The 21,658-nt window shown below is 75.3% G+C and carries 19 protein-coding genes; 15 read left to right on the plus strand and 4 right to left on the minus strand.

Annotation, left to right across the window (positions count from 1 at the left end; translation table 11 throughout):
* The first annotated feature begins 21 nt into the window (after nucleotides 1-21).
* Entirely contained in the window at nucleotides 22-681 is a 660-nt protein-coding gene (locus ACI8AG_RS16890) for a TetR/AcrR family transcriptional regulator (protein ID WP_456597936.1), read from the plus strand.
* Between the two features lie 54 nt (nucleotides 682-735).
* Here the strand turns inward: ACI8AG_RS16890 and ACI8AG_RS16895 are convergent, their stop codons facing one another.
* The gene (locus tag ACI8AG_RS16895) at nucleotides 736-2,985 is read right to left on the minus strand and encodes an EAL domain-containing protein (protein ID WP_456597937.1); all 2,250 of its coding nucleotides are present in this window, start codon (nucleotides 2,983-2,985) and stop codon (nucleotides 736-738) included.
* A gap of 71 nt (nucleotides 2,986-3,056) precedes the next feature.
* Complete coding sequence (locus tag ACI8AG_RS16900; RefSeq protein ID WP_456597938.1) at nucleotides 3,057-3,905, minus strand: EamA family transporter; 849 nt, start codon at nucleotides 3,903-3,905, stop codon at nucleotides 3,057-3,059.
* Between the two features lie 178 nt (nucleotides 3,906-4,083).
* Here ACI8AG_RS16900 and pheS point away from each other — a divergent pair, with 178 nt between their 5' ends.
* The 4 genes from pheS (at nucleotide 4,084) to ACI8AG_RS16920 (ending at nucleotide 8,918) form a co-directional block, all read left to right on the plus strand.
* Nucleotides 4,084-5,151, plus strand: a complete 1,068-nt coding sequence (pheS, locus tag ACI8AG_RS16905) for a phenylalanine--tRNA ligase subunit alpha (protein WP_456597939.1) — start codon at nucleotides 4,084-4,086, stop codon at nucleotides 5,149-5,151.
* A complete protein-coding gene (gene pheT / locus ACI8AG_RS16910; protein WP_456597940.1) occupies nucleotides 5,148-7,610 on the plus strand; it encodes a phenylalanine--tRNA ligase subunit beta in 2,463 nt (820 codons plus the stop codon). Before pheS ends, pheT begins: the two co-directional genes overlap by 4 nt.
* A 73-nt stretch (nucleotides 7,611-7,683) precedes the next feature.
* Nucleotides 7,684-8,469: an SDR family NAD(P)-dependent oxidoreductase gene (locus ACI8AG_RS16915; RefSeq protein WP_456597941.1), complete on the plus strand. Its 786-nt coding sequence runs from the start codon at nucleotides 7,684-7,686 to the stop codon at nucleotides 8,467-8,469.
* Between the two features lie 104 nt (nucleotides 8,470-8,573).
* Nucleotides 8,574-8,918 carry a hypothetical protein gene (locus ACI8AG_RS16920; protein ID WP_456597942.1) on the plus strand — a complete coding sequence of 115 codons (345 nt, stop codon included), beginning with the start codon at nucleotides 8,574-8,576 and terminating at the stop codon, nucleotides 8,916-8,918.
* Nucleotides 8,919-9,007: 89 nt separating this feature from the next.
* On the opposite strand, the gene ACI8AG_RS16925 is transcribed toward ACI8AG_RS16920, so the two are convergent.
* Together ACI8AG_RS16925 and ACI8AG_RS16930 are read right to left on the minus strand one after the other, a co-directional pair.
* The gene (locus ACI8AG_RS16925; protein ID WP_456597943.1) at nucleotides 9,008-10,285 is read right to left on the minus strand and encodes a kynureninase; all 1,278 of its coding nucleotides are present in this window, start codon (nucleotides 10,283-10,285) and stop codon (nucleotides 9,008-9,010) included.
* A 4-nt stretch (nucleotides 10,286-10,289) separates the two neighbouring features.
* Nucleotides 10,290-11,138: a tryptophan 2,3-dioxygenase gene (locus ACI8AG_RS16930; protein ID WP_456597944.1), complete on the minus strand. Its 849-nt coding sequence runs from the start codon at nucleotides 11,136-11,138 to the stop codon at nucleotides 10,290-10,292.
* Nucleotides 11,139-11,193: 55 nt separating this feature from the next.
* On the opposite strand from ACI8AG_RS16930, the gene ACI8AG_RS16935 reads away from it, so the two are divergent.
* Genes ACI8AG_RS16935 through tyrS form a run of 10 tightly spaced genes read left to right on the plus strand, consistent with a single transcriptional unit; the run spans nucleotide 11,194 to nucleotide 21,350 of the window.
* A complete protein-coding gene (locus ACI8AG_RS16935) occupies nucleotides 11,194-11,979 on the plus strand; it encodes an alpha/beta hydrolase (protein WP_456597945.1) in 786 nt (261 codons plus the stop codon).
* Between the two features lie 59 nt (nucleotides 11,980-12,038).
* Nucleotides 12,039-13,079: an N-acetyl-gamma-glutamyl-phosphate reductase gene (argC, locus tag ACI8AG_RS16940; protein ID WP_456597946.1), complete on the plus strand. Its 1,041-nt coding sequence runs from the start codon at nucleotides 12,039-12,041 to the stop codon at nucleotides 13,077-13,079.
* On the plus strand, nucleotides 13,076-14,227 hold the full coding sequence (gene argJ, locus ACI8AG_RS16945) for a bifunctional glutamate N-acetyltransferase/amino-acid acetyltransferase ArgJ (protein ID WP_456597947.1): 1,152 nt from the start codon (nucleotides 13,076-13,078) through the stop codon (nucleotides 14,225-14,227). The genes argC and argJ overlap by 4 nt, the downstream gene beginning before the upstream one ends.
* Entirely contained in the window at nucleotides 14,224-15,258 is a 1,035-nt protein-coding gene (argB, locus tag ACI8AG_RS16950) for an acetylglutamate kinase (protein ID WP_456597948.1), read from the plus strand. The genes argJ and argB overlap by 4 nt, the downstream gene beginning before the upstream one ends.
* Nucleotides 15,255-16,445 (plus strand): acetylornithine transaminase, encoded by a 1,191-nt coding sequence (locus tag ACI8AG_RS16955; RefSeq protein WP_456597949.1) that lies wholly within the window; start codon nucleotides 15,255-15,257, stop codon nucleotides 16,443-16,445. The genes argB and ACI8AG_RS16955 overlap by 4 nt, the downstream gene beginning before the upstream one ends.
* Nucleotides 16,442-17,386: an ornithine carbamoyltransferase gene (gene argF, locus ACI8AG_RS16960; protein WP_456597950.1), complete on the plus strand. Its 945-nt coding sequence runs from the start codon at nucleotides 16,442-16,444 to the stop codon at nucleotides 17,384-17,386. Before ACI8AG_RS16955 ends, argF begins: the two co-directional genes overlap by 4 nt.
* A 28-nt stretch (nucleotides 17,387-17,414) precedes the next feature.
* Nucleotides 17,415-17,954 (plus strand): arginine repressor, encoded by a 540-nt coding sequence (locus ACI8AG_RS16965; protein WP_456591018.1) that lies wholly within the window; start codon nucleotides 17,415-17,417, stop codon nucleotides 17,952-17,954.
* Entirely contained in the window at nucleotides 17,951-19,393 is a 1,443-nt protein-coding gene (gene argH / locus ACI8AG_RS16970; protein WP_456597951.1) for an argininosuccinate lyase, read from the plus strand. The genes ACI8AG_RS16965 and argH overlap by 4 nt, the downstream gene beginning before the upstream one ends.
* 2 nt (nucleotides 19,394-19,395) lie before the next feature.
* Nucleotides 19,396-20,061: a DNA-3-methyladenine glycosylase gene (locus ACI8AG_RS16975; protein ID WP_456597952.1), complete on the plus strand. Its 666-nt coding sequence runs from the start codon at nucleotides 19,396-19,398 to the stop codon at nucleotides 20,059-20,061.
* On the plus strand, nucleotides 20,058-21,350 hold the full coding sequence (tyrS, locus tag ACI8AG_RS16980) for a tyrosine--tRNA ligase (protein ID WP_456597953.1): 1,293 nt from the start codon (nucleotides 20,058-20,060) through the stop codon (nucleotides 21,348-21,350). Before ACI8AG_RS16975 ends, tyrS begins: the two co-directional genes overlap by 4 nt.
* Nucleotides 21,351-21,658 lie beyond the last annotated feature (308 nt).

Genomic DNA, 21,658 nt, shown 5'->3' on the forward strand with positions numbered 1-21,658 from the left:
CGAGGGAAGGTGGCTGTCACCGTGGAACACGTGCACCAGGTCGCCGATGCGCCGGCGATCCCTCCGACGGACGGACGCCGTTCGCGGTGGACCGAGCACCGGCGGGCGCGCCGGGAGGACCTCGTCGGGGCAGCCGTCGAGGCCGTCCGCCTGGCCGGTCCCGACTTCTCCGTCGACGACGTCGCGCGCAGCGCCGGGGTGTCGAAGACGGTGATCTACCGGTACTTCAGCGACAAGGAAGAACTGATCGACGCCGTCCTGGAGCGCATCTCCCAGGCCATCCTGCTGCCCCGCCTGCTGGGCGAGCTGACCGCCGGCCGCGCCGACGACCGTGCCCAGCTCCGGACGGTGATCGCCGCCTTCGTGTCGCTGATCGAGGACGAGCCCGCGCTCTACCGCTTCGCCTACGCCCAGGCCGGGCGCGCGGGGCGGGCGGATCTCGTCGCGGCCACCGAGCACGCCGTCGCCACCGCGCTCGGCGGCCTGCTGGCTGCCCGGCTCACCGAGGCCGGCCGCCCGGCCGACGGCGCGATGACGTGGGCCTACGGCGTCGTGGGCATGGTCCAGCTGGCCACGCACTGGTGGTCGGGGGCCCGCACGGTGTCCGCCGCCGACCTGGTCGACCAGCTCACCGAGCTCGCCGACGGCGGACTGGGCACGCTGCTCCCGCCGCGCGGCTGAGCGCCGCCGCCGAGAAGGCAGCCCCGGTCGCGGGCAGAGGGATGGTGCGCCGCCTCAGCGCCGCGCGACCGGCAGCCGCCCGGCTGCGCGCTCGGCGACCGACAGCAGCCCGGCGACGTCGTCGGCGTCGGCGGGGTAGCAGCCGGCACCGGTGCTGAACCCGGCGACCACGGGCGTGCCGTCGAGCGCCACCGGGCCGCCGGCTGCTTCTGCCAGCTCGGCGCGGATCCGTGCCGCCTCCCGGACGGCGCTGTCGGCCGCGAGGCCGGGGAGCAGCACCACGAAGGAGTCACGGGCCCAGCGCGCCACGAGGTCTCCCCGCCGGAGCCGGCCGCGGAGCCGCTGCCCCGTGGCGGTCAGCAGCTCCTCGGCGGCGGCCGGCCCGTAGCGGTCCTCGATCGCGGCGAGCCCGTCGACGGCGACGACGATCAGCGCCACGGCGTCGCCCGCACCGCGCGCGTTCCACAGCGCGGTCTCCGTCTGCTCCTGCACGTGCCGGCGGGTCGCCAGCCCGGTCAGCGGATCGGTGACCGACAACTCCTCGATCCGGGCCAGGTATCCGCGGGCGCGGTCGCGCTCCTGCTCCAGTGCCCGCTGTGCCAGCACCTGCTCGGTGACGTCGACCTGGACGCCGATGTACTGGACCACGGCGCCGGCCGCGTCGGTGACGGGCGCCAGGTGCAGCTCGTTGTACCAGGGGGTGCGCTCGGGGCCGCGGAGGTTCACCAGCACCTCGCGGCACTCCTCGCCGGCCGCGATCGCCGCGCGGATGCGGGCCAGCGCTCCGGGGTCTGTGTCGGGGCCCTGCAGGAAGCGGCAGTTGCGGCCGAGGAGTTGCTCGCGCGGCACCCCGGCGAGCCGCTCGAAGGCCGGGTTCACGTACACGAGCGGCTGGTCGGGCAGGCGGACGTCGACGAGGCACACGCCGCTGGGCGTCGCCTCCAGAGCGCGCCGCACCAGACCAGCGTCGCCGAGCAGGTCGAGCCCCGCGGGCGCCGGGGAGCCGGGCCGTACCGCGGAGCGGGCGGGTGCGGTGGGGAGCGTCCGGGCGGCGCGGGGCGCGACCCGGCCCAGCAGGCTGCCCGCGGCGCGGACGGCGACGTCGCGGTCGTAGGTCAGGGCGTACTCGAACTCCCGCTGCAGGTCCGGGCCGGTCGTCCCGAGGTCGCGGGCCAGCAGCGCCACGGCGAAGTGCGGGGCCAGCACGACGACGTCCCACTCGCCGCGCACCGGGTCGTCCCCGGCCAGGTCGGTCCCGCGCAGACCGGGCAGCGGCTCGGCGGGGAGCCCCTCGCCGAGGGCGGCCACGAAGCCGGTGCGCTCCACCAGGTCGCGGTACCGCTGCGTCGTCGACGGGGTGAAGTGCCGGGCCTCCTGGAAGGTCGCGGTGACCACGCAGGTCTCGCCGAGGCGCAGCGCCTCCCGTTCGAGCTGCTTGCTGAGCTCGATGAGCAGCGCCTTCGGGGCCCGGCGCAGCGCGGTACCCGCGGGCAGGCAGGCGAACGGTGAGCCGGCCACGGTGCCGGAGCCGGGGGGCGCGACCGGCGCCGGCAGCGATCCGAGGGGGCGCTCGCAGGCCGGCTCCGGGCTGGGGCGGCCGAACAGCCAGCCCTGGCCGAGGGTGGCGCCCAGCGCCCGGGCCATGGCCAGGTGGGCGTCGTTCTCGATGCCCTCGGCCAGCACCGCGGCCCCGGTGGCCTGCGCGTAGGCGTTGACCGCGTTCATGATCTGGGCGATGGCCGGGCCGGGGCGTTCCTGCACCAGCCGCAGGTCGAGCTTCACCACGTCGGGACGCAGGATCGGCATGAACGCCAGCGACATCGCCTCGGCGCCCACGTCGTCCAGGGCGACACCCCAGCCCAGCTCGCGGACGCGGGCGACCGTGCGCAGCAGTTCGGCCGGACGGGCGGCGAGCGCGCGCTCGGTGATCTCCAGGACCACCCGGAGGCCGCCGGGTGCGGAGCCGGCGATCGCCAGCAGCTCGTCCAGCGGGGCGGTGTCGAGGACCTCGGGCTCCACGTTGACGAAGAGGGCCAGCGGAGCCGGCAGCCCGTGCCCGACCGCGCCGGAGAAGGCGGCCACCCGGCAGGCGGCGTCCAGCTCGGCGAGCACACCCGCCTCGCGGGCGGCGGCGAAGAGCAGATCCGGTCGCTGCAGCGGCCCCTCGGGTCCGCGCGCGAGGGCCTCGTAGGCGACGACCGCGCCGGTGTCGAGCTCCACGATGGGCTGGAAGACGCTGCGCACCCCGCCGGGGCGCAGGGCCGCGGCGAGGGCAGCGTCGAGCTCGGGGCGCACGGGGTCCACGGAGGGGGGATCGGCCGGCGGGTGCCGGGGCCGGAGCCGGGTCCCCCCGCACCCTCCCCCGAAGGGGGGAGTCAGCCGGGCAGGGTGATCAGGACGACGGCGGCCGCGGCCGCCCCCAGCCCGGTCAGCTGGGCCGGCACGAGCCGCTCGCGCAGCACGAGCTGGGCGAGCACGACGGTGCTGACCGGGTACAGCGAGGCGAGGACGCCGGTGATCGCCAGCGGGCCGCCCTGCTGCGTGGCCAGGAGGAACAGCGCGTTGGCCGTCATGTCGCCCACGCCGGAGACCAGCACCAGCGGGAGGGCCGCGCGCCCCGGCCGCAGCGACTGCCGGGTGGCCAGCGCGACCCCGACCACCAGCACCACCGAGGCGAGCCGGGCGGCGACGAGCGGGGTGAGGCCGGCGTCGGCGGAGGTGCGGTCCAGCAGCACGAAGAACAGGCCGAACGCCGTTCCGGCGACCAGCGCGGGCCCGAGGCTGGCGGGGCGGGCGGCGCGCAGCGCCCGCAGCCCGCTCTCGGCCGAGACCAGGACCACTGCGGCCAGGGCGAGCACGATGCCCACCGTCGCCCAGGTGCCGATGCGCTCGCCGCTCAGCACGCCGACCAGCACCGGGACGGCGGCGGCGGTGAGCGCGGTGACCGGGGCGATGACGCTCATCACCCCGCCGGCCAGCGCGCGGAAGAAGACCAGCAGGCCGCCGGCACCGGCCAGCCCGGCGGTGGCGCCCCAGGCCAGGTCCGCCGCGGTGACCGGCCCGCCGACCCAGGGCAGCAGCGCCACCAGCGCCAGCAGCCCGGCGGCCTGGGACACCGCGACGACTGCGGAGACCGACGCCCGGCGGCTGGCGAGCCCGCCCAGGAAGTCGGCGGCGCCGTAGACGACGGCGGACGCCAGCGCGAGCACGACGGCCACGCCCACCTCCGGAAGCTCCCTGGTGATCAGTGGAAGGACCCCGTCCCCCTCGCGCCTCGCCCGCTCGGCACGAGCCTCTGGACGGGGCCGGGGTGAGCCTGGACGCCGGTTCCGGCGACGTCCGGCATCCTCGCACCGGAACCCAGGCGCGGGCGCAGGCGGTGGGCGGGCAGAATGGCTCCCCGTGTCTGGCGCCAACGATCCCTACGACCCCAAGCAGGTCGCCGCCCTCTCGCCCGAGGCCCTCGACGAGGCGGTGCGGGCCGCGCTCGGGGCCTTCGCGGCGGCCGCGGACCTGGAGGCGCTGGCCGCCGCCCGCCCGGCGCACCTCGGCGACCGCGCTCCCGTGCTGCTCGCCCGCCGCGAGCTGGGTGCGCTGCCCCCGGCCGCGCGCAGCGACGCCGGCAAGCGGGTGAACGCCGCCCGGGTCGCGGTGACCGAGGCCTACGAGGCGCGGAAGGCCGAGCTCGAGGCCGAGCGCGACGCCCGCGTGCTGGCCGAGGAGCAGGTCGACGTCACGCTGCCGTGGGACCGCAACCCCCGCGGCGCCCGGCACCCGCTCACCACCCTCATGGACCGGATCGCCGACGTCTTCGTCGGGATGGGGTACGAGGTCGCCGACGGCCCGGAGCTCGAGGCCGAGTGGCTGAACTTCGACGCGCTGAACTTCGGCCCCGACCATCCGGCCCGGTGGCTGTCGGACACGTTCTTCGTCGCGCCTGAGGACTCCGGCCTGGTGCTGCGCACGCACACCAGCCCCGTCCAGGCGCGCACCATGCTCGACCGGCAGCCGCCGATCTACGTCGTCGCCCCGGGCCGGGTCTACCGCACCGACGAGCTGGACGCGACGCACCTGCCCGTCTTCCACCAGGTCGAGGGCCTGGCCGTCGACCGCGGGCTCACCATGGCCCACCTGCGCGGCACCCTGGACCACCTGGCCCGCCAGCTGTTCGGCCCGGACGCGCGCACCCGGTGGCGGCCGCACTTCTTCCCGTTCACCGAGCCCTCGGCGGAGTTCGACGTGTGGTTCCCCGAGCACCGCGACGGCCCGCAGTGGGTCGAGTGGGGCGGCTGCGGGATGGTGAACCCCCGCGTGCTGCGGGCCTGCGGGGTCGACCCCGACGAGTACACCGGGTTCGCGTTCGGCATGGGCATCGAGCGGGCCCTGCAGTTCCGCTCCGCGGTGTCGGACATGCACGACATCGCCGAGGCCGACGTCCGCTTCACCCTGCCGTTCGGAGTTGAGCAGTGAAGGTCCCCGTCAGCTGGCTGTCCGAGCTCGTCGACCTCCCGGCGGGCATCACCGTCGAGGAGCTCGACGACGCCTTCGTCCGGCTGGGCTTCGAGGTCGAGGACGTCGTCCGCCCGCCGGTGACCACCGGCCCGCTCGTGGTCGGCCGGGTGCTCGAGATCGAGGAGCTCACCGGCTTCAAGAAGCCGATCCGCTACTGCCAGGTCGAGGTGGGGGAGAGCGAGCCGAGGGGCATCGTCTGCGGCGCCCGGAACTTCGCCGTCGGCGACCTGGTGGTGGCTGCGCTCCCGGGCGCCGTGCTGCCCGGGGACTTCGCCATCGCCGCGCGGAAGACCTACGACCACGTCTCCGACGGGATGATCTGCTCGGTCCGCGAGCTGGGCATCGGCGAGGACCACGCGGGGATCCTCGTGCTGGGGAGGGAGGGCTACGAGCCGGGCACCCCCGCCGCCGACGTCCTCGGCCTGGACGACGTCGTCTTCGACCTCGAGGTGACGCCGGACCGCGGCTACGCCATGTCGCTGCGCGGGATCGCCCGCGACCTGGCCGGCGTGCTGGGCGTGACCTGGCGCGATCCGGCCGACCTGCCGCTGCCCGACTGGTCGGGTGCCCCGGCGTGGGAGGTCGCCGTCGCCGACCCCGAGCGCTGCGACCGCTTCTCCATGCTCGCCCTGGAGGAGCTCGACCCGGCCGCGCCCAGCCCGTGGCCGCTGCGCCGCCGGCTCGCGCAGTGCGGGATCCGGAGCATCTCTCTCGCCGTCGACGTCACCAACTACGTGATGCTCGAGCTCGGCCAGCCGATGCACGCCTTCGACCGCGCCGCCGTCACCGGCCCGATCACGGTCCGCCGGGCGACGGCGGGGGAGCGGCTCACCACCCTGGACGGCGCCGACCGCGCGCTCACCGACGACGACCTGCTCATCACCGACGGGTCCGGCCCGATCGGGCTGGCCGGCGTCATGGGCGGGGCCTCCACCGAGATCGGGGACGAGACCACCGCGGTGCTGCTGGAGGCCGCGCACTGGGAGCAGAACGGCATCTCGCGCGGGGTGCGCCGGCACCGGCTGCCCAGCGAGGCCGGCAAGCGCTTCGAGCGCGGCACCGATCCCGAGGTCACCGTCGTGGCCCTGGCCCGGGCGGCGGCGCTGCTCGTCGAGCACGGCGGTGCCCGGGTCGTCGGCGCGCCGGTCGACGTCGACGTCCGCGCGCCGCGCGCGGCGATCGCGCTGGACGCCGGGCTGCCCGGCCGGATCGCCGGCGTCCCCTACACCCGGGCCCAGGTGCTCGAGGTGCTCACCGCCGTCGGCGCCGAAGTGGCCGGCGACGGGGAGGCGCTGCGGGTCACCCCGCCGTCGTGGCGCGGTGACCTGCAGGAGCCGGCCGACCTGGTGGAGGAGGTCGTGCGCTTCCGCGGGTTCGACGAGATCCCCTCGATCCTGCCCACCGCCCCGCCGGGTGGCGGGCTCACCGAGCGGCAGCGGCGGCGGCGCAGCATGGGCCGGGCGCTGGCCGACGCCGGCTACGTGGAGGCCCCCGCGTTCCCCTTCGTGGGGACGGCGCAGCTCGATGCGCTCGGCCTGCCCGCCGACGACGACCGCCGCCGGGTGATCACCGTCCGCAACCCGCTGTCGGAGGAGGCGCCGGCGCTGCGGACCACGCTGCTGCCCGGGCTGCTCGCCGCCCTCGGCCGCAACCTGGCCCGCGGGCTCCGCGACGTCGCCCTCTTCGAGCACGGCTCGGTCTTCCCCGGCGGGAGCGGCGCCGCCGCCCCGCTGCCCGGCGCCGACCGCCGCCCGGACGACGCGACGCTGGCCGCCCTGCTGGGTGCGGTGCCGGCGCAGCCCTGGCACGTCGCTGTCGTCCTCACCGGGCAGCGCGAGCCCCGCGGCTGGTGGGGCCCGGGCCGGCCGGCCGAGTGGGCCGACGCCGTGCAGGCCGCCCGCACCGTGGCCGAGGCAGCCGGCGCCGAGCTCACCGTCGAGCAGGCCGAGCGGGCGCCCTGGCACCCGGGCCGGTGCGCCGCGCTGCTCGTCGCCGACCGGGTCGTCGGGTACGCCGGCGAGCTGCACCCCAAGGTCTGCGAGGCGCTGGGGCTGCCGGCCCGCACGTCGGCGATGGAGCTCGACGCCGACGCGCTGCCCGTGCCGCCCGTGCCTCAGGCGCGGTCGATCTCCACCTTCCCGCCGGTCCGCATGGACCTCGCGCTGCTCGTGCCGGAGACGGAGCCCGAGGCCCGGGTGCAGGCGGTGCTGCGGGGCGGGGCGGGCGAGCTGCTGGAGGACCTGCGGCTGTTCGACGTCTACACCGGCAGCTCGGTGCCCGAGGGGCAGAAGTCGCTGGCGTACTCCCTGACGTTCCGCGCGCCGGACCGGACGCTGACCAGCGACGAGGCGCGGGTCGCCTTCGACGCCGCGGTCGCCGCCGCCGTCGTCGCGAACGGAGCGCAGCTCCGTGGCTGACGAAGGACCCCGTCCTCCCCGCCCTTCGCAGGCTCAGGGCGGGCCCCGGGACGGGGCCGTCCTGTCGGGTTCGGTGGCACTGGTCACGGGCGCGTCCACCGGGATCGGGCGGCACCTGGTCGAGGGCCTCGCCGCGCGCGGCATGGCCGTGGCCGGGCTGGCGCGCACCGAGGACCGGCTGCGCACCGCCATGGCCGAGGTCGCCGAGGCCACCGGTGCCCGGACCCTCGCCGTCGCCGCCGACGTCACCGACCGGGCCTCGGTGGAGGAAGCCGTGGGCCGGGTCCGCGAGGAGCTCGGCCCGGTCGAGCTGCTGGTCAACAACGCGGGGCTGATCGACGAGCTCGAGGTGCCGCTCTGGGAGGCCGACCCCGACCAGTGGTGGGACGTCGTCACCAGCCACATCAAGGGCGGCTTCCTGCTGGCGCGGACCGTGGTGCCGTGGATGGTGCTGCGCAACCGCGGTCGGGTGGTGGACATCGCGAGCGGGATGAGCGTCCGGGCGCGACCGGAGTACTCCGCCTACTCGGTGGCCAAGACCGGCCTCATGCGGATGACCGAGGCCCTGGCCGGCGCCCTGGAGGGCACCGACGTGCGCGTCTTCGACCTGTCACCGGGCGTCGTGGACACCCCGATGACCCGGTCGATGCGCATGTGGGAGGGCTACACCGACTGGACGCCGCCCGAGAAGGTGGTCGAGCTGGTCGCGGCGATCGCGGCCGGCGAGCTGGACCAGTGGTCGGGCCGGTTCCTGCGCGTGGGCGCCGACGACCTCGACGTCGTCGGCTCGGTGACCCCGGAGGACGCCGCGCGCCAGCTCCGCCTGCGCCCCTACGGCGACGACGACCCGGTGGCCTGACCTCTCCCGGAGCGGGCACACGACCGTTGACCGCGCCGCACCGGGGTGCCACGGTGCGGTACCGGCGCGACGGTGCCGACCCCGGGCCGGTCGGGAGATGTGTCATGACCGCTGGTTCCTCGGGTGCGCGGATGCTGATCAGTTTCTCGCTCGGGTGCCTCGTCGCGGTGACCGCCTGGTCGTGGCGGATGGTGTGGGCGGACAGCGGGGCGTTCGCGTTCCTGCTCTTCGGCGTCCCGCTGGCCTGCGCGGCGCTCGCCCTGTGGGTGGAGAGCGCGACGGCGTCCCGGCGGGCGCCCGCGGTCCTGGTCGTGCTGGCGGCCGTGTCCGTCGGGTGGTCGTTGCTGAACGGCCTGGGGATCGGGCTGGCCCTCCTGCTGCCGTCGCTGCTCCTGCTGGCCGCCGCGGTGGCCTCGTGGACCCACCGGGCGCGGTCGCTCCCGACCTGACCTCCGGTCCCCAGCGAGGTGCCGGCCGTCTCCGGCGCAGGGCCCGGCCGTGAGAACCGCCTGACCGGGTCGGGGCCGGCGCCGACCCGTCAGCCGGCCGGGTCGGCCAGGATCTGCCGCACGTGCGCCAGCGCGGTGGCGACCTCGGTGAAGCTCGTGCTCAGCGGGGAGAGGCCGACCCGCAGCCCGCGTGGCCGCCGGAAGTCCGGGATCACCCCCCGCCGCCACAGCTCCGCCACGACCGTCTGCATCGCGTCGTGCTCCAGGGTGACGTGCGCACCCCGGCGGTCGGCGTCCCGCGGGGAGGCGACGGTCACGCCCAGCGGGGACAGGGCCTCGTCGGCGACGGCGATCGCGAACTCCGTCAGCTCGACCGACTTGGCCCGGACCGCCGGCATCCCCGCCCGCTCGATCAGCGCCAGCATGTCCTCGACCGGGATCATCCCGAGGATCGGCGGCGTGCCGCTGAGGAACCGGCGGATACCGGCCGCCGGCACGTAGGCCGGTCCCATCGCGAACGGGTCGGCGCTGCCCATCCACCCGGTGATCGGCTGCACCAGCTCGTCCTGCAGCCGCCGGGCGACGTAGCCGAAGGCCGGCGCGCCCGGGCCGCCGTTCAGGAACTTGTAGCTGCAGCCCACGGCGAGGTCGACCTCGTCGGCGTCCAGCCGCACGTCGACCGCGCCCGCGGAGTGGCAGAGGTCCCACAGCACCAGCGCCCCGGCCTCGTGGGTGGCCGCCGTGATGGTCGGGAGGTCGGCGATGTAGGCGGACTTGTAGGCGACGTGGCTGAGCAGCACCAGCGCTGTCCGGTCGCTCAGCAGCCCGGTCACCTCCGCCGGCTGCACGCCCGTCGCCGGGTCGGGCTCGATCCAGCGGACGGTGCGGCCGGTCTCCGCGGCGACCCGGTCGAGGACGAACCGGTCGGTCGGGAAGTTCTCGGTGTCGGCGACGATCTCCGCCCGGTCGGGACGGGCGTCCAGCGCCGCCCGGAGCAGCTTGTAGAGCATGACCGTGGTCGAGTCGCCGACGACCGTCTGCCCCGGCGCCGCCCCGAGCACGACCCGGCCGATGGCATCGCCCACGGCCGTGGGGCGGTCCATCCAGTGCTCGTCCCACGCCCGGATGAGCCGCTCACCCCACTCGCCGTCGACGAAACGGGTGAGCCGGTCGCGGGTGACCCTCAGCGGACGGCCGAGCGAGTTCCCGTCGAGGTAGGCGACCACGCCCTCGGGCAGGACGAACTCGTCCCGGAGGTCGGCCAGCGGGTCGAGCCGGTCGAGCTGGGCCGCCCGCTCGGTGACCCCGGCCGGGAGCAGGTCCAGCACGTCGGGCGATGGCTCGCGACCCATCGAGGCAGCGGTCACGGGATCAGGCACCGATCCCGGACCGGACCGTGTAGAGCTCGGGGAAGAAGGTCAGGTCCAGGGCGCGCCGGAGGAAGTCCACCCCCGAGCTCCCCCCGGTGCCCGTGGCGAACCCGATGGTGCGCTGGACCGTGCGCAGGTGCCGGAACCGCCACAGCTGGACGCCGTCCTCCAGGTCCACCAGGTCCTCGCAGGTGGCGTACTCCGCCCAGTGCGCCTCGGTGTCCCCGTAGATCGTGCGGTACACCGGCAGCAGCGCCGGGGTCTCGACCCACGCCTGCCGGACGTCGCGGTGCAGCACCTCCTCCGGCACGGGGTGCCCCCGGCGGGCCAGGAACCGCAGGAAGGCGTCGTAGACCGTCGGCGAGTCCAGCAGCTCGGTGAGCAGTTCCTGAGCGGCCGGCTCGGCGGCGAAGACCGCCAGCATGCGTTCGTTCTTGTTGCCGAGGAGGAACTCCACGGCCCGGTACTGGTAGGACTGGAAGCCCGAGGAGTTGCCCAGCACGCCGCGGAACTCGGCGTACTCGCTGGGGGTCAGGGTCGCGAGGACCGACCACTGCTCGGTGATGGTGCGCAGGATGTGCTTGACCCGCGCCAGCCCCTTGCGGGCGTGCTGGACGTCGTCGCGGTCGAAGTCCGCGCGGACCGCGCGCAGCTCGTGCAGCGCCAGCTTCAGCCACAGCTCGGTGGTCTGGTGCTGGATGATGAACAGTGGCTCGTCGTGGTGGTCGCTGATCGGGCGCTGCACCGACAGCAGGGTGTCCAGCCCGAGGTAGCCCCCGTAGCTCATCCGTGCGCTGAAGTCGGTCTGCACGCCCTCCTCGAGCGGCCGGACCCCGTCCTCGATCGCCATGGCGCCGCTCCTCCCGGATCCGGTGACGCGTTCCGCGGTCCGGTAGTACTACCGCATGACCAGTCTGCGCGGCCGGGTAGGCGCCGGAGGTGAGGACCGGTCGGTCCTGACCCGGCCGGCCTCCGCGCCGGACGCCGTCCTGACCTACGGTCCGGGCCCGGACCAGGTGGCCGACGTCCGCTTCGGCCGGTCGGCCGCGGGCGACCGGCCGCTGCTGGTCGTGCTCCACGGCGGGTTCTGGCGGCCGGCGTACGACCGCGTGCACCTGCGGCCGATGACCGAGGCGCTGGCTGCCGCCGGGTGGACGACGGTGACCCCCGAGTACCGGCGCGTGCCCGGCCGCCCCGACCTGACCGTCGGCGACGTGGACGCGGCGGTGCGCTGGGCGGCCCGGGCGGAGGAGCTCCCCGGCCGGCCCGGGCGGCGCCTCGTGCTCACCGGGCACTCCGCCGGCGGGCACCTCGCGCTGCTGGCTGCCGCCACGGTTCAGCCCCCGGACACCCCGGTCGGCGTCGTGGCGCTCGCGCCGGTCGCGGACCTGCAGCGGGCCCAGGTCCTGGGCCTGGACGGCGACGCGGTCGCCTCCTTCCTGGGGGACGACGCCGTGGCGCGGCCCGACCTGGACCCGGTCCGGCTGCCCGCGCCCCGGGGCCGGGTGCGCATCGTGCACGGGACGGGCGACCGCATCGTCCCGCGGGAGGTCGCCGAGTCCTACGCCCGGCGCCACCCGGCCGCGGTGCTCACCACGGTGCCGGCCGGCCACTTCGCGGTGGTCGATCCGCGCAGCGCCGCCTGGCCGGCGGTGCTGGGGGCGCTCGACGACGTCGGCGGCGCGAGATGACGCCCGGGTCCGGGGAACCCGCATGAACGGTCATGCATGGTCGTGTATGGTCATGCATTGTGAGCGCAGCGCAGACGTGGACGGTCGGGGTCACCGGCGCCACCGGGTACGCGGGGGGCGAGGTGTGCCGGCTGCTGGCCGGGCACCCGAACCTCCGGCTGGCCGGGGTGCACGCCAACTCGAGCGCCGGCCGACGCCTGGGTGAGCTGCAACCCCACCTGCTGCCCTTCGCCGACATGGTCGTCCAGCCCAGCGACGCGGCGAGCCTCGTCGGCTACGACGTCGTCGTCCTGGCGCTGCCGCACGGCGAGTCCGCAGCCATCGCCGATCAACTGCCGGCGGAGACCCTGGTCATCGACTGCGGCGCCGACCACCGGCTGAACGACCCCGCCGCCTGGGCGCGCTGGTACGGCGGCGTGCACGCCGGCACCTGGCCCTACGGCCTGCCCGAGCTGCCCGGGCAGCGCGAGGCGCTGACCGACGCGACGCGGATCGCCGTGCCGGGCTGCTACCCGACCTCGGTCACCCTCGCGCTGGCCCCGGCGCTGGCCGCCGGCCTGGTCGAGCCCGACGTCGTCGTGGTCGCCGCCAGCGGCACCAGCGGCGCCGGCAAGTCGCCCAAGCCGCACCTGCTCGGCAGCGAGGTCATGGGCGCGGCGAGCGCCTACGGCGTCGGGGGAGTGCACCGGCACACGCCGGAGATGATCCAGGGCCTCTCGCAGGCCGCCGGTGCGCCGGTGGGCGTCAGCTTCACCCCGACCCTGGTGCCGATGAGCCGGGGCATCCTCGCCACCTGCTCGGCCCCGCTGACGCCCGGCACCGACGCCGCCGCCGCGCGCGCGGCGTACGAGCAGGCCTACGCAGACGAGCCGTTCGTCCACCTGCTGCCCGAGGGCCAGTGGCCCACCACGGCGCAGGTGCTCGGCGCCAACACCGTCGCATTGCAGCTGGCCGTCGACGCCGACGCGAACCGGCTGGTCGTCGTGGCGGCCGTCGACAACCTGACCAAGGGCACCGGGGGAGCGGCGATCCAGTGCGCCAACCTCGCCCTGGGCCTGCCCGAGACCACCGGCCTGCCGGTCGTAGGAGTAGCGCCATGACGTGCACGGCACCGAAGGGCTTCGCCGCCGCCGGCGTGGCCGCCGGCCTGAAGTCCAGCGGCGACCGCGACGTCGCCGTCGTCCTCAACACCGGCCCGGACGACGCCGCGGCCGCCGTCTTCACGACCAACCGCTTCCCGGCCGCGCCGGTGCTGTGGAGCCGCCAGGTGCTGGCCGGCGGGCGCTGCCGGGCCGTCGTGCTCAACTCCGGCGGCGCCAACGCCTGCACCGGGCCGGAGGGGTTCCAGGACACCCACGCCACCGCCGAGCACGCCGCCGCGCAGCTGGACATCGGCGCGGTCGACGTCGCGGTCGCCAGCACCGGCCTCATCGGGGTCCGGCTGCCCATGGACAGGCTGACCGCCGGCGTCACCGCCGCGGTGAAGGGGCTGACCGAGGACGGCGGGGCCGACGCGGCCCGGGCGATCATGACCACCGACAGCGTGCCCAAGACGACGGCGCAGGAGCGGGGCGGCTGGACCGTCGGCGGGATGGCCAAGGGCGCCGGCATGCTCGCCCCGAGCCTGGCCACGATGCTCGTCGTGCTGACCACCGACGCCGCCGCCGACCCCGACGTCCTGCAGCGGGCGCTGAAGGCGGCGACCGCCGTCAGCTTCGAGCGCGTGGACTCCGACGGTTGCCTGTCCACCAACGACACCGTCATCGCCCTGGCCAACGGCGCGAGCGGCGCCGCCCCCACGGAGGCGGAGCTCACCGAGGCGCTCACCGCCGCCTGCACCGACCTCGCGATGCAGCTGCTGGCCGATGCCGAGGGCTCGACCAAGGACATCGCCATCACCGTCCGCAACGCCGCGACCGTCGAGGACGCCCTCACCGCCGGCCGGGCCTGCGCCCGCAACAACCTGCTCAAGACCGCGCTGTTCGGCAACGACCCGAACTGGGGCCGGGTGCTGGCGGCGATCGGCACCACCGACGCCGCGTTCGAGCCCGACCAGGTCGACGTCACCATCAACGGCGTCACCGTCTGCCGGGGCGGCGCGATCGGCGACCCGCGGGAGGGCGTCGACCTCACCGGCCGGGAGATCACCATCGACGTCGACCTCCGCGCCGGCGCCGAGCTGGCCACCATCTGGACCAACGACCTGTCCATCGCCTACGTGCACGAGAACTCGGCCTACTCCACATGAGCGAGCACCAGGACCCCGCACCCCAGGACGCTGCACCTCAGGACCCCACGCCCCCGGACGTGCGGATCGACGAGCCGGCGCCCCCGCCCAGGCTGCCCCGCCGGGTCGGCACCAGCCGGGTCATGCGCACCAAGGACCCCGAGGGCGACGCCGCGAAGGTCGCCGTGCTCACCGGCGCGCTGCCCTGGCTCAAGGAGTTCCACGGCAAGGTCGTCGTCATCAAGTACGGCGGGCACGCCATGGTCGACGACACCTGCCGACGGGCGTTCGCCGAGGACATGGTGTTCCTGCGGACCTGCGGCATCCTCCCCGTCGTCGTGCACGGCGGCGGGCCGCAGATCAACGCCATGCTGGCCAAGCTCGGCATCACCAGCGAGTTCCGCGGGGGCCTGCGGGTGACCACGCCGGAGACCATCGACGTCGTCCGCATGGTGCTCACCGGCCAGGTGGGCCCCGACATCGTCGGGCTGATCAACCAGCACGGCCCGATGGCGGTGCACCTCTCCGGCGAGGACGGCGGGCTGTTCACGGCGCGGCGGACCACGGCGGTCGTGGACGGCGCGCCGGTCGACGTCGGGCTCGTCGGCGACATCGCCGCGGTCGACACCACCCCGGTCACCGCGCTGCTGGACGCCGGGCACATCCCCGTCGTCGCGAGCGTCGCGCCGGACGCCGACGGCGTCGTCCACAACGTCAACGCCGACACCGCGGCCGCGGCGCTGGCCGCGGCGCTGGGCGCGGTCAAGCTCGTCGTGCTCACCGACGTCGAGGGCCTCTACGCCGACTGGCCCGACCGCGGGTCGCTGGTGCAGCAGATCGACGCCCGCGAGCTGGCCGAGATCCTGCCCACGCTGGACGCCGGGATGATCCCGAAGATGGCCGCCTGCCTGCGCGCGGTCGAGGGCGGGGTGAAGCGGGCGACCGTCGTCGACGGCCGGACGCCGCACGCCCTGCTCCTGGAGACGTTCACCACCGAGGGCACCGGGACGATGGTCGTCCCGGCGAGGGACCAGAAGGAGGGCACAGCATGACGACGCACACCGAGGAGCTGGCCCGCCGCTGGTCGGCCGTGATGATGAACAACTACAAGGCGCCGCCGGTCGCGCTCGACCACGGCGCCGGAGCGCAGGTCTGGGACGTCGACGGCCGCGAGTACACCGACCTGCTCGGCGGCATCGCCACGACGATCCTCGGCCACGCCCACCCCAAGGTGGTCGAGGCGATCACCACGCAGGCGGCGAAGCTGGGCCACGTCTCCAACCTGGCCATGCACGAACCGGGGATCCAGCTCGCCGAGCGGCTGCTGGAGCTCGCCGGCCGGCCCGGACGGGTGTTCTTCTGCAACTCCGGCGCCGAGGCCAACGAGGCGGCCTTCAAGCTCAGCCGGCTCACCGGCCGCTCGCAGGTGATCACCGCAGAGGGCGCCTTCCACGGCCGGACCATGGGCGCCCTGGCGCTCACCGGTCAGCCGTCGAAGGCGGCCGCGTTCGCGCCGCTGCCGGGCGGGGTCTCCTACGTGCCCTACGGCGACGAGGCGGCGCTGGCCACGGCGGTCTCCGAGCAGACCGCCATGGTGCTGCTCGAGCCGATGCTGGGGGAGGGCGGCGTGCTGCCCGCGCCCGCCGGCTACCTCGGCGCCGCTGCCGCGGCGGCGTCCGGTGCCGGGGCGCTGTTCGCCGTCGACGAGGTGCAGACCGGCATCGGCCGCACCGGCTCGTGGTTCGCCCACCAGGCCGACGGCCTGCACCCCGACGTCGTCACGCTGGCCAAGGCGCTCGGCGGTGGGCTGCCGATCGGGGCGATGCTCGCCTTCGGCGAGGCGGCCGACCTGCTGACGGCCGGCTCGCACGGCTCCACCTTCGGCGGCAACCCGATCGCCGCCGCCGCCGCTCTGGCCGTCCTCGACACCATCCGCGACGAGGGCCTGCTCGAGCGGGCCAAGGAGCTGGAGCACCGCTTCACCGCCGGCATCGAGGCGCTCGGGCACCCGGGCATCAGCGGGGTCCGGGGGAGGGGCGCGCTGCTCGGCGTCGTCCTCACCGCCGACGTCGCCGCGCCGCTGGAGACCACGCTGCGGGCCGCCGGCTTCCTGACCAACGCCGTCGCGCCGGGCGTGCTCCGGCTCGCGCCGCCGCTCGTCCTGACCGACCAGCAGGTGGACGCCTTCGTGGCCGCGCTCCCTGCCGCCCTCGACACCGCGATGGAGAACCACCAGTGACCCGGCACTTCCTCAAGGACGACGACCTCACCCCGGCCGAGCAGGCCGAGGTGCTCGCCCTGGCCGCCTCGCTCAAGGCGACCCGGCACACCGCCGAGGCGCCCACCCCGCTGCGCGCGGCCAACGGGGTGCCCCGGGCCGTGGCGGTGCTGTTCGACAAGCCCTCCACGCGCACCCGGGTGTCGTTCTCCGTCGGCGTCGCCGAGCTCGGCGGGTACCCGCTGGTCATCGACGCCGGCAGCAGCCAGCTGGGACGCGGCGAGCCGATCGAGGACACCACCCGGGTGCTCGACCGCCAGGCCGCCGCGGTCGTCTGGCGGACCTTCGGCCAGGACCGCATCGAGGCGATGGCGTCGGTGAGCCGGGTGCCCGTGGTCAACGCGCTCACCGACGAGTACCACCCCTGCCAGATCCTGGCCGACCTGCAGACGGTGATCGAGCGGAAGGGCTCGCTGGCCGGGCGCTCGATGACCTACCTCGGTGACGGCGCCAACAACATGGCGCACTCCTACCTGCTCGGCGGCGCCACCGCCGGCATGCACGTGCGGATCGGCTCACCGGAGTCGTTCCGGCCGGACCCGGCGGTCCTCGACCGCGCAGCGAAGATCGCGGCGGGGACCGGGGGCTCGGTGGCCTGGACCGCCGACGCCGCGCAGGCCGCCGAGGGCGCCGACGTGCTGGTCACCGACACCTGGGTGTCGATGGGGCAGGAGGACGAGTACGACGCGCGCGTCGCACCGTTCCTGCCCTATGCGCTGGACGGCGCCGCCCTCGCCCGCGCCGCCGACGACGCCGTCGTCCTGCACTGCCTCCCGGCCTACCGCGGCAAGGAGATCGCCGCGGAGGTGATCGACGGCCCGCAGAGCGCGGTCTGGGACGAGGCGGAGAACCGGCTGCACGCCCAGAAGGCGCTGCTCGCGTGGCTCCTGGAGCGGTCGTGACCGGGCCCGTCCGTCCCGGAGAGCGCGCGTGACCTCCGCCCTCACCCGCTCGGCGCGCCAGGCACGGATCCGCGAGCTGATCGAGGCGCGGGCGATCACCTCGCAGACGCAGCTGGCCGTGCTGCTGGCCGAGTCGGGCATCGAGGTCACCCAGGCGACGCTCTCGCGGGACCTGGAGGAGCTCGGCGCGGTGAAGCTGCGCGGATCCGACGGCGCTCCGGCGTCCTACGTGCTGCCGCCGGAGAACGCGCCGCTGCGCCCGGCGCAGGCCGCGCCCGCCCGGCTCACCCGCCTGCTCGCCGACCTGCTGACCGGAGCCGAGGGCAGCGCCAACCTGGCGGTCCTGCGGACACCGCCCGGCGCGGCGCAGTTCCTGGCCTCCGCGCTGGACAAGGTCGGCCTCCCCGACGTGCTCGGCACCATCGCGGGGGACGACACTCTGCTGGTCGTCTCCCGCGCGCCCGACGGGGGACCGGCCCTGGCCGACCGGCTGCGGGCGCTCGCGCAGCGCACGCCGGCCGTCTATCCCGAACTGAGCGCCGACCTGGAAGAGGAACCCGGCACGTGAGCAGCACGGCACCTGGATCGCAGACCCGCCTCTGGGGCGGACGGTTCGGCGGTGGCCCGTCGCCGGCGATGGCAGCGCTGTCCAAGTCGACCCACTTCGACTGGCAGCTGGCTCCGTTCGACCTGGCCGGATCGCGCGCGCACGCCCGCGTGCTGCACCGCGCCGGTCTGCTCACCGACGACGAGCTGGAGCAGATGCTCGGCGCACTGCGCGAGCTCTCGGACGAGGTCGAGGCCGGCACGTTCACCGCGATCGAGAGCGACGAGGACGTGCACGAGGCCCTGGAGCGCGGCCTCACCGAGAAGCTCGGCGCGCTCGGCGGCAAGCTGCGCGCCGGCCGCAGCCGCAACGACCAGATCGCCACCGACCTGCGGCTCTACCTGCGTCACACCGTGCGGACGCTGGTCGGCGAGCTCTCCTCCCTGGAGTCCGCGCTGCTCGGCCTGGCCGAGCGGTACCGGGACGTCGCGGCCCCGGGGATGACGCACCTGCAGCACGCCCAGCCGGTGCTCATCAGCCACCAGCTGCTCGCGCACGCCCACTCCTTCGCCCGCGACGTCGACCGGCTGATCGACTGGGACAAGCGCGCGGCCGTGAGCCCCTACGGCTCCGGCGCCCTCGCCGGCTCCTCGCTGCCCCTGGACCCCGACGCCGTCGCCGCCGAGCTCGGGTTCGACCGCGCCTCGGACAACTCCATCGACGGCGTGAGCGACCGCGACTTCGCCGCGGAGTTCTGCTTCGTCGCCGCGCTGCTCGGCGTGCACCTCTCCCGGCTGGGCGAGGAGGTCGTGCTCTGGACGTCGACCGAGTTCGGCTGGGCCCGGCTCGACGACGCCTGGGCCACCGGCTCGTCGATCATGCCGCAGAAGAAGAACCCCGACATCGCCGAGCTGGCGCGGGGCAAGTCCGGCCGGTTCGTCGGCAACCTGACCGGCATCCTCACCATGCTCAAGGGTCTGCCGCTCGCCTACGACCGGGACCTGCAGGAGGACAAGGAGCCGGTCTTCGACTCCATGGACCAGCTGCTCCTCCTGCTGCCCGCGGTCACCGGGATGATCGCGACGCTCACGCTCCGCCCCGAGGTGCTCGAGGCCGCCGCACCGCAGGGCTTCGCGCTCGCCACCGACGTCGCGGAGTGGCTGGTGCGCCAGGGAGTGCCGTTCCGCTCGGCGCACGAGATCAGCGGTGCGATGGTTGCCTTCTGCGAGGAGGCGGGCCTGGAGCTCGACCAGCTCGACGACGACCAGCTGGCCGGCATCGACGAGCGGCTGACCCCCGACGTGCGCTCGGTCCTGTCGGTCCGCGGCGCGCTGGCCGCCCGCAGCACCCGGGGCGGGACGGCGCCCGAGCGGGTCGCCGAGCAGCTCGCGACGCTGAAGGACCTCGCCTCCGAGCACGGGCGCTGGGCGTCGTCGTCGCCGGTGGCGCCGGCCCTCTGAGCGTGTCGTCCCACCCCGCCCGGCCCGGGCCCGGCCCCCTCGTCCGCGCGGAGGACCTGCTCGGGCCGGTCGACGTCGTCGCCCGCTCGCTGCTCGGCTGCTGGGTGGTCACCGAGCGCCCCGAGGGCACGGTCGCGCTACGGCTGACCGAGGTCGAGGCCTACTCGGGGTCCGGGATCGATCCCGCGGCGCACTCGCACCGGGGCCCGACGCCGCGGGCGGCGATCATGTTCGGACCACCCGGGCGGCTCTACGTGTACTTCTCCTACGGCGTGCACTGGTGCGCCAACGTCGTGGTGGGCCCTGAGGGCGACGGCGAGGCGGTGCTGCTGCGCGCCGGTGCGGTGGTCGTGGGGGAGGAGCTGGCCCGCGCGCGCCGGCCCGCCGCCCGCACCCCGCGCGACCTCGCCGGTGGACCCGCCCGGCTCACCCAGGCGTTGGGCATCGGACGCGCCGATCTCGGCACCGACCTGCTGGACCCGGGCTCGCCCGTGCGGCTGCACCGGGGGTCGGCGCCGGCCGCCGTCTCCGCCGGACCGCGGGTCGGCATCAGCGTGGCCGCCGAGCTCCCGTGGCGCTTCTGGGAGACCGGCGCTCCGTCGGTGAGCCCGTTCCGGGCGGGTGGGAAGCCGCGGCGCAGGCGCGCCGGGCAGGATGGACCCCCGTGACCCCCTCAACCGAGCCCGGAGTGATCGACGAGCTGCACCGCCGCGGGCTGATCGCCCAGAGCACCGACGAGGCCGCGCTGCGCGCCCATCTCGCCGAGGGTCCGGTCGCGTACTACGCCGGTTTCGACCCGACCGCGCAGAGCCTGCACGTCGGGCACCTGCTCCAGTTCATGGTCCTGCGCGCCCTCCAGCGGGCCGGGCACCAGCCCGTGGTGCTCGTGGGCGGGGCGACCGGCCTGATCGGTGACCCGCGCCCGTCCTCCGAGCGCCAGCTCAACGACCGCGACACCGTCGCCACGTGGGTGGAGCGCATCCGCGAGCAGGTCGCACCCTTCCTGGAGCTGCCTGCGGAGGCGGAGGGGGCGCGCCCCCCGATCTACGTGAACAACCTGGACTGGACCGCCCCGGTGTCGGCGATCGACTTCCTCCGCGAGCTCGGCAAGCACTTCCGGGTCAGCCAGATGCTGGCCAAGGAGGCGGTGTCGGCCCGGCTGAACTCGGAGGCGGGCATCAGCTACACCGAGTTCAGCTACCAGATCCTGCAGGCCAACGACTACCGGGAGCTGCACCGGCGGCACGGGGTCACGCTGCAGACCGGCGGCTCCGACCAGTGGGGCAACCTCACCGCGGGCATCGACCTGGTCCGGCGGACCGAGGGTGCGCGGGTGCACGCGCTGAGCACCCCCCTGGTGACCAAGGCCGACGGCACCAAGTTCGGGAAGTCCGAAGGCGGGGCGGTGTGGCTGGACCCGAAGCTCACGTCGCCGTACGCCTTCTTCCAGTTCTGGCTGAACGCCGAGGACGCCGACGCCCGCGCGTGGCTGCCCCTCTACTCCGAGCGTCCCGCCGAGGAGGTGGCGGCCCTGGTGACCGAGAGCCTCGAGCGGCCGGCAGCCAGGGCGGCGCAGCGGGCGCTGGCCGAGGAGCTGACCCTCCTCGTGCACGGCCCCGAGCAGCTCCGCCAGGCCGAGGCAGCCGGGCGGGCGCTGTTCGGCCGGGACGACCTCGCCTCCCTCGACGCAGCCACCCTGACGGCCGCGCTGGAGGAGGCCGGGAGCACCACCGTGGGCGGCGACGTGCCGACGATCGCCCAGCTCCTGCAGCAGACGGGGCTCGTGGGCAGCCTGTCCGAGGCGCGCCGCACGGTGAAGGAGGGCGGCGCCTACCTCAACAACGAGCGGATCACCGATGCCGACGCCGTGCCGGCGGAGGGGGCCTGGCTGCCCGGGGGGTGGCTCGTCCTTCGCAGGGGGAAGCGGTCGATCGCGGGCGTGCGCCGGGCCGGCTGAGGCCGCCGCGCCCCGTGTGAACGGCCGATGTCGGGGGCGTGGCCGCAGCGTGTCGGGCGTCACGGACCCCGGGTTTGACCCGCCCCTGGGCGCCGTGTAACTTTCTCTTTGCGCCGCGCGGCCCGGAAGGGCCGCCGGACCGGGGCCCGGGTAGCGGGTCACTGGAAACCGGCGTAGAGTTGGACATCCAGCCAGGGACGAAGCCCGCGAGGGTCTAGTTCTTGCGCGTCCGCTCCTTGAGAACTCAACAGCGTGCCGAAAGTCAGTGCCAAGTAATACCCCGTGCCCTGGCCACTGTGTGGTTGGGG

The organism is Blastococcus sp. SYSU DS0552 (assembly GCF_054050815.1).

Excerpts from the sequence above, each read along its gene's own strand:
- ACI8AG_RS16920 (WP_456597942.1), top strand. The coding sequence starts at position 8,574 with ATGACCGCTGGTTCCTCGGGTGCGCGGATGCTGATCAGTTTCTCGCTC.
- ACI8AG_RS16930 (WP_456597944.1), bottom strand. The coding sequence starts at position 11,138 with ATGGCGATCGAGGACGGGGTCCGGCCGCTCGAGGAGGGCGTGCAGACC.
- ACI8AG_RS16935 (WP_456597945.1), top strand. The coding sequence starts at position 11,194 with ATGACCAGTCTGCGCGGCCGGGTAGGCGCCGGAGGTGAGGACCGGTCG.
- argJ (WP_456597947.1), top strand. The coding sequence starts at position 13,076 with ATGACGTGCACGGCACCGAAGGGCTTCGCCGCCGCCGGCGTGGCCGCC.
- argB (WP_456597948.1), top strand. The coding sequence starts at position 14,224 with ATGAGCGAGCACCAGGACCCCGCACCCCAGGACGCTGCACCTCAGGAC.
- ACI8AG_RS16955 (WP_456597949.1), top strand. The coding sequence starts at position 15,255 with ATGACGACGCACACCGAGGAGCTGGCCCGCCGCTGGTCGGCCGTGATG.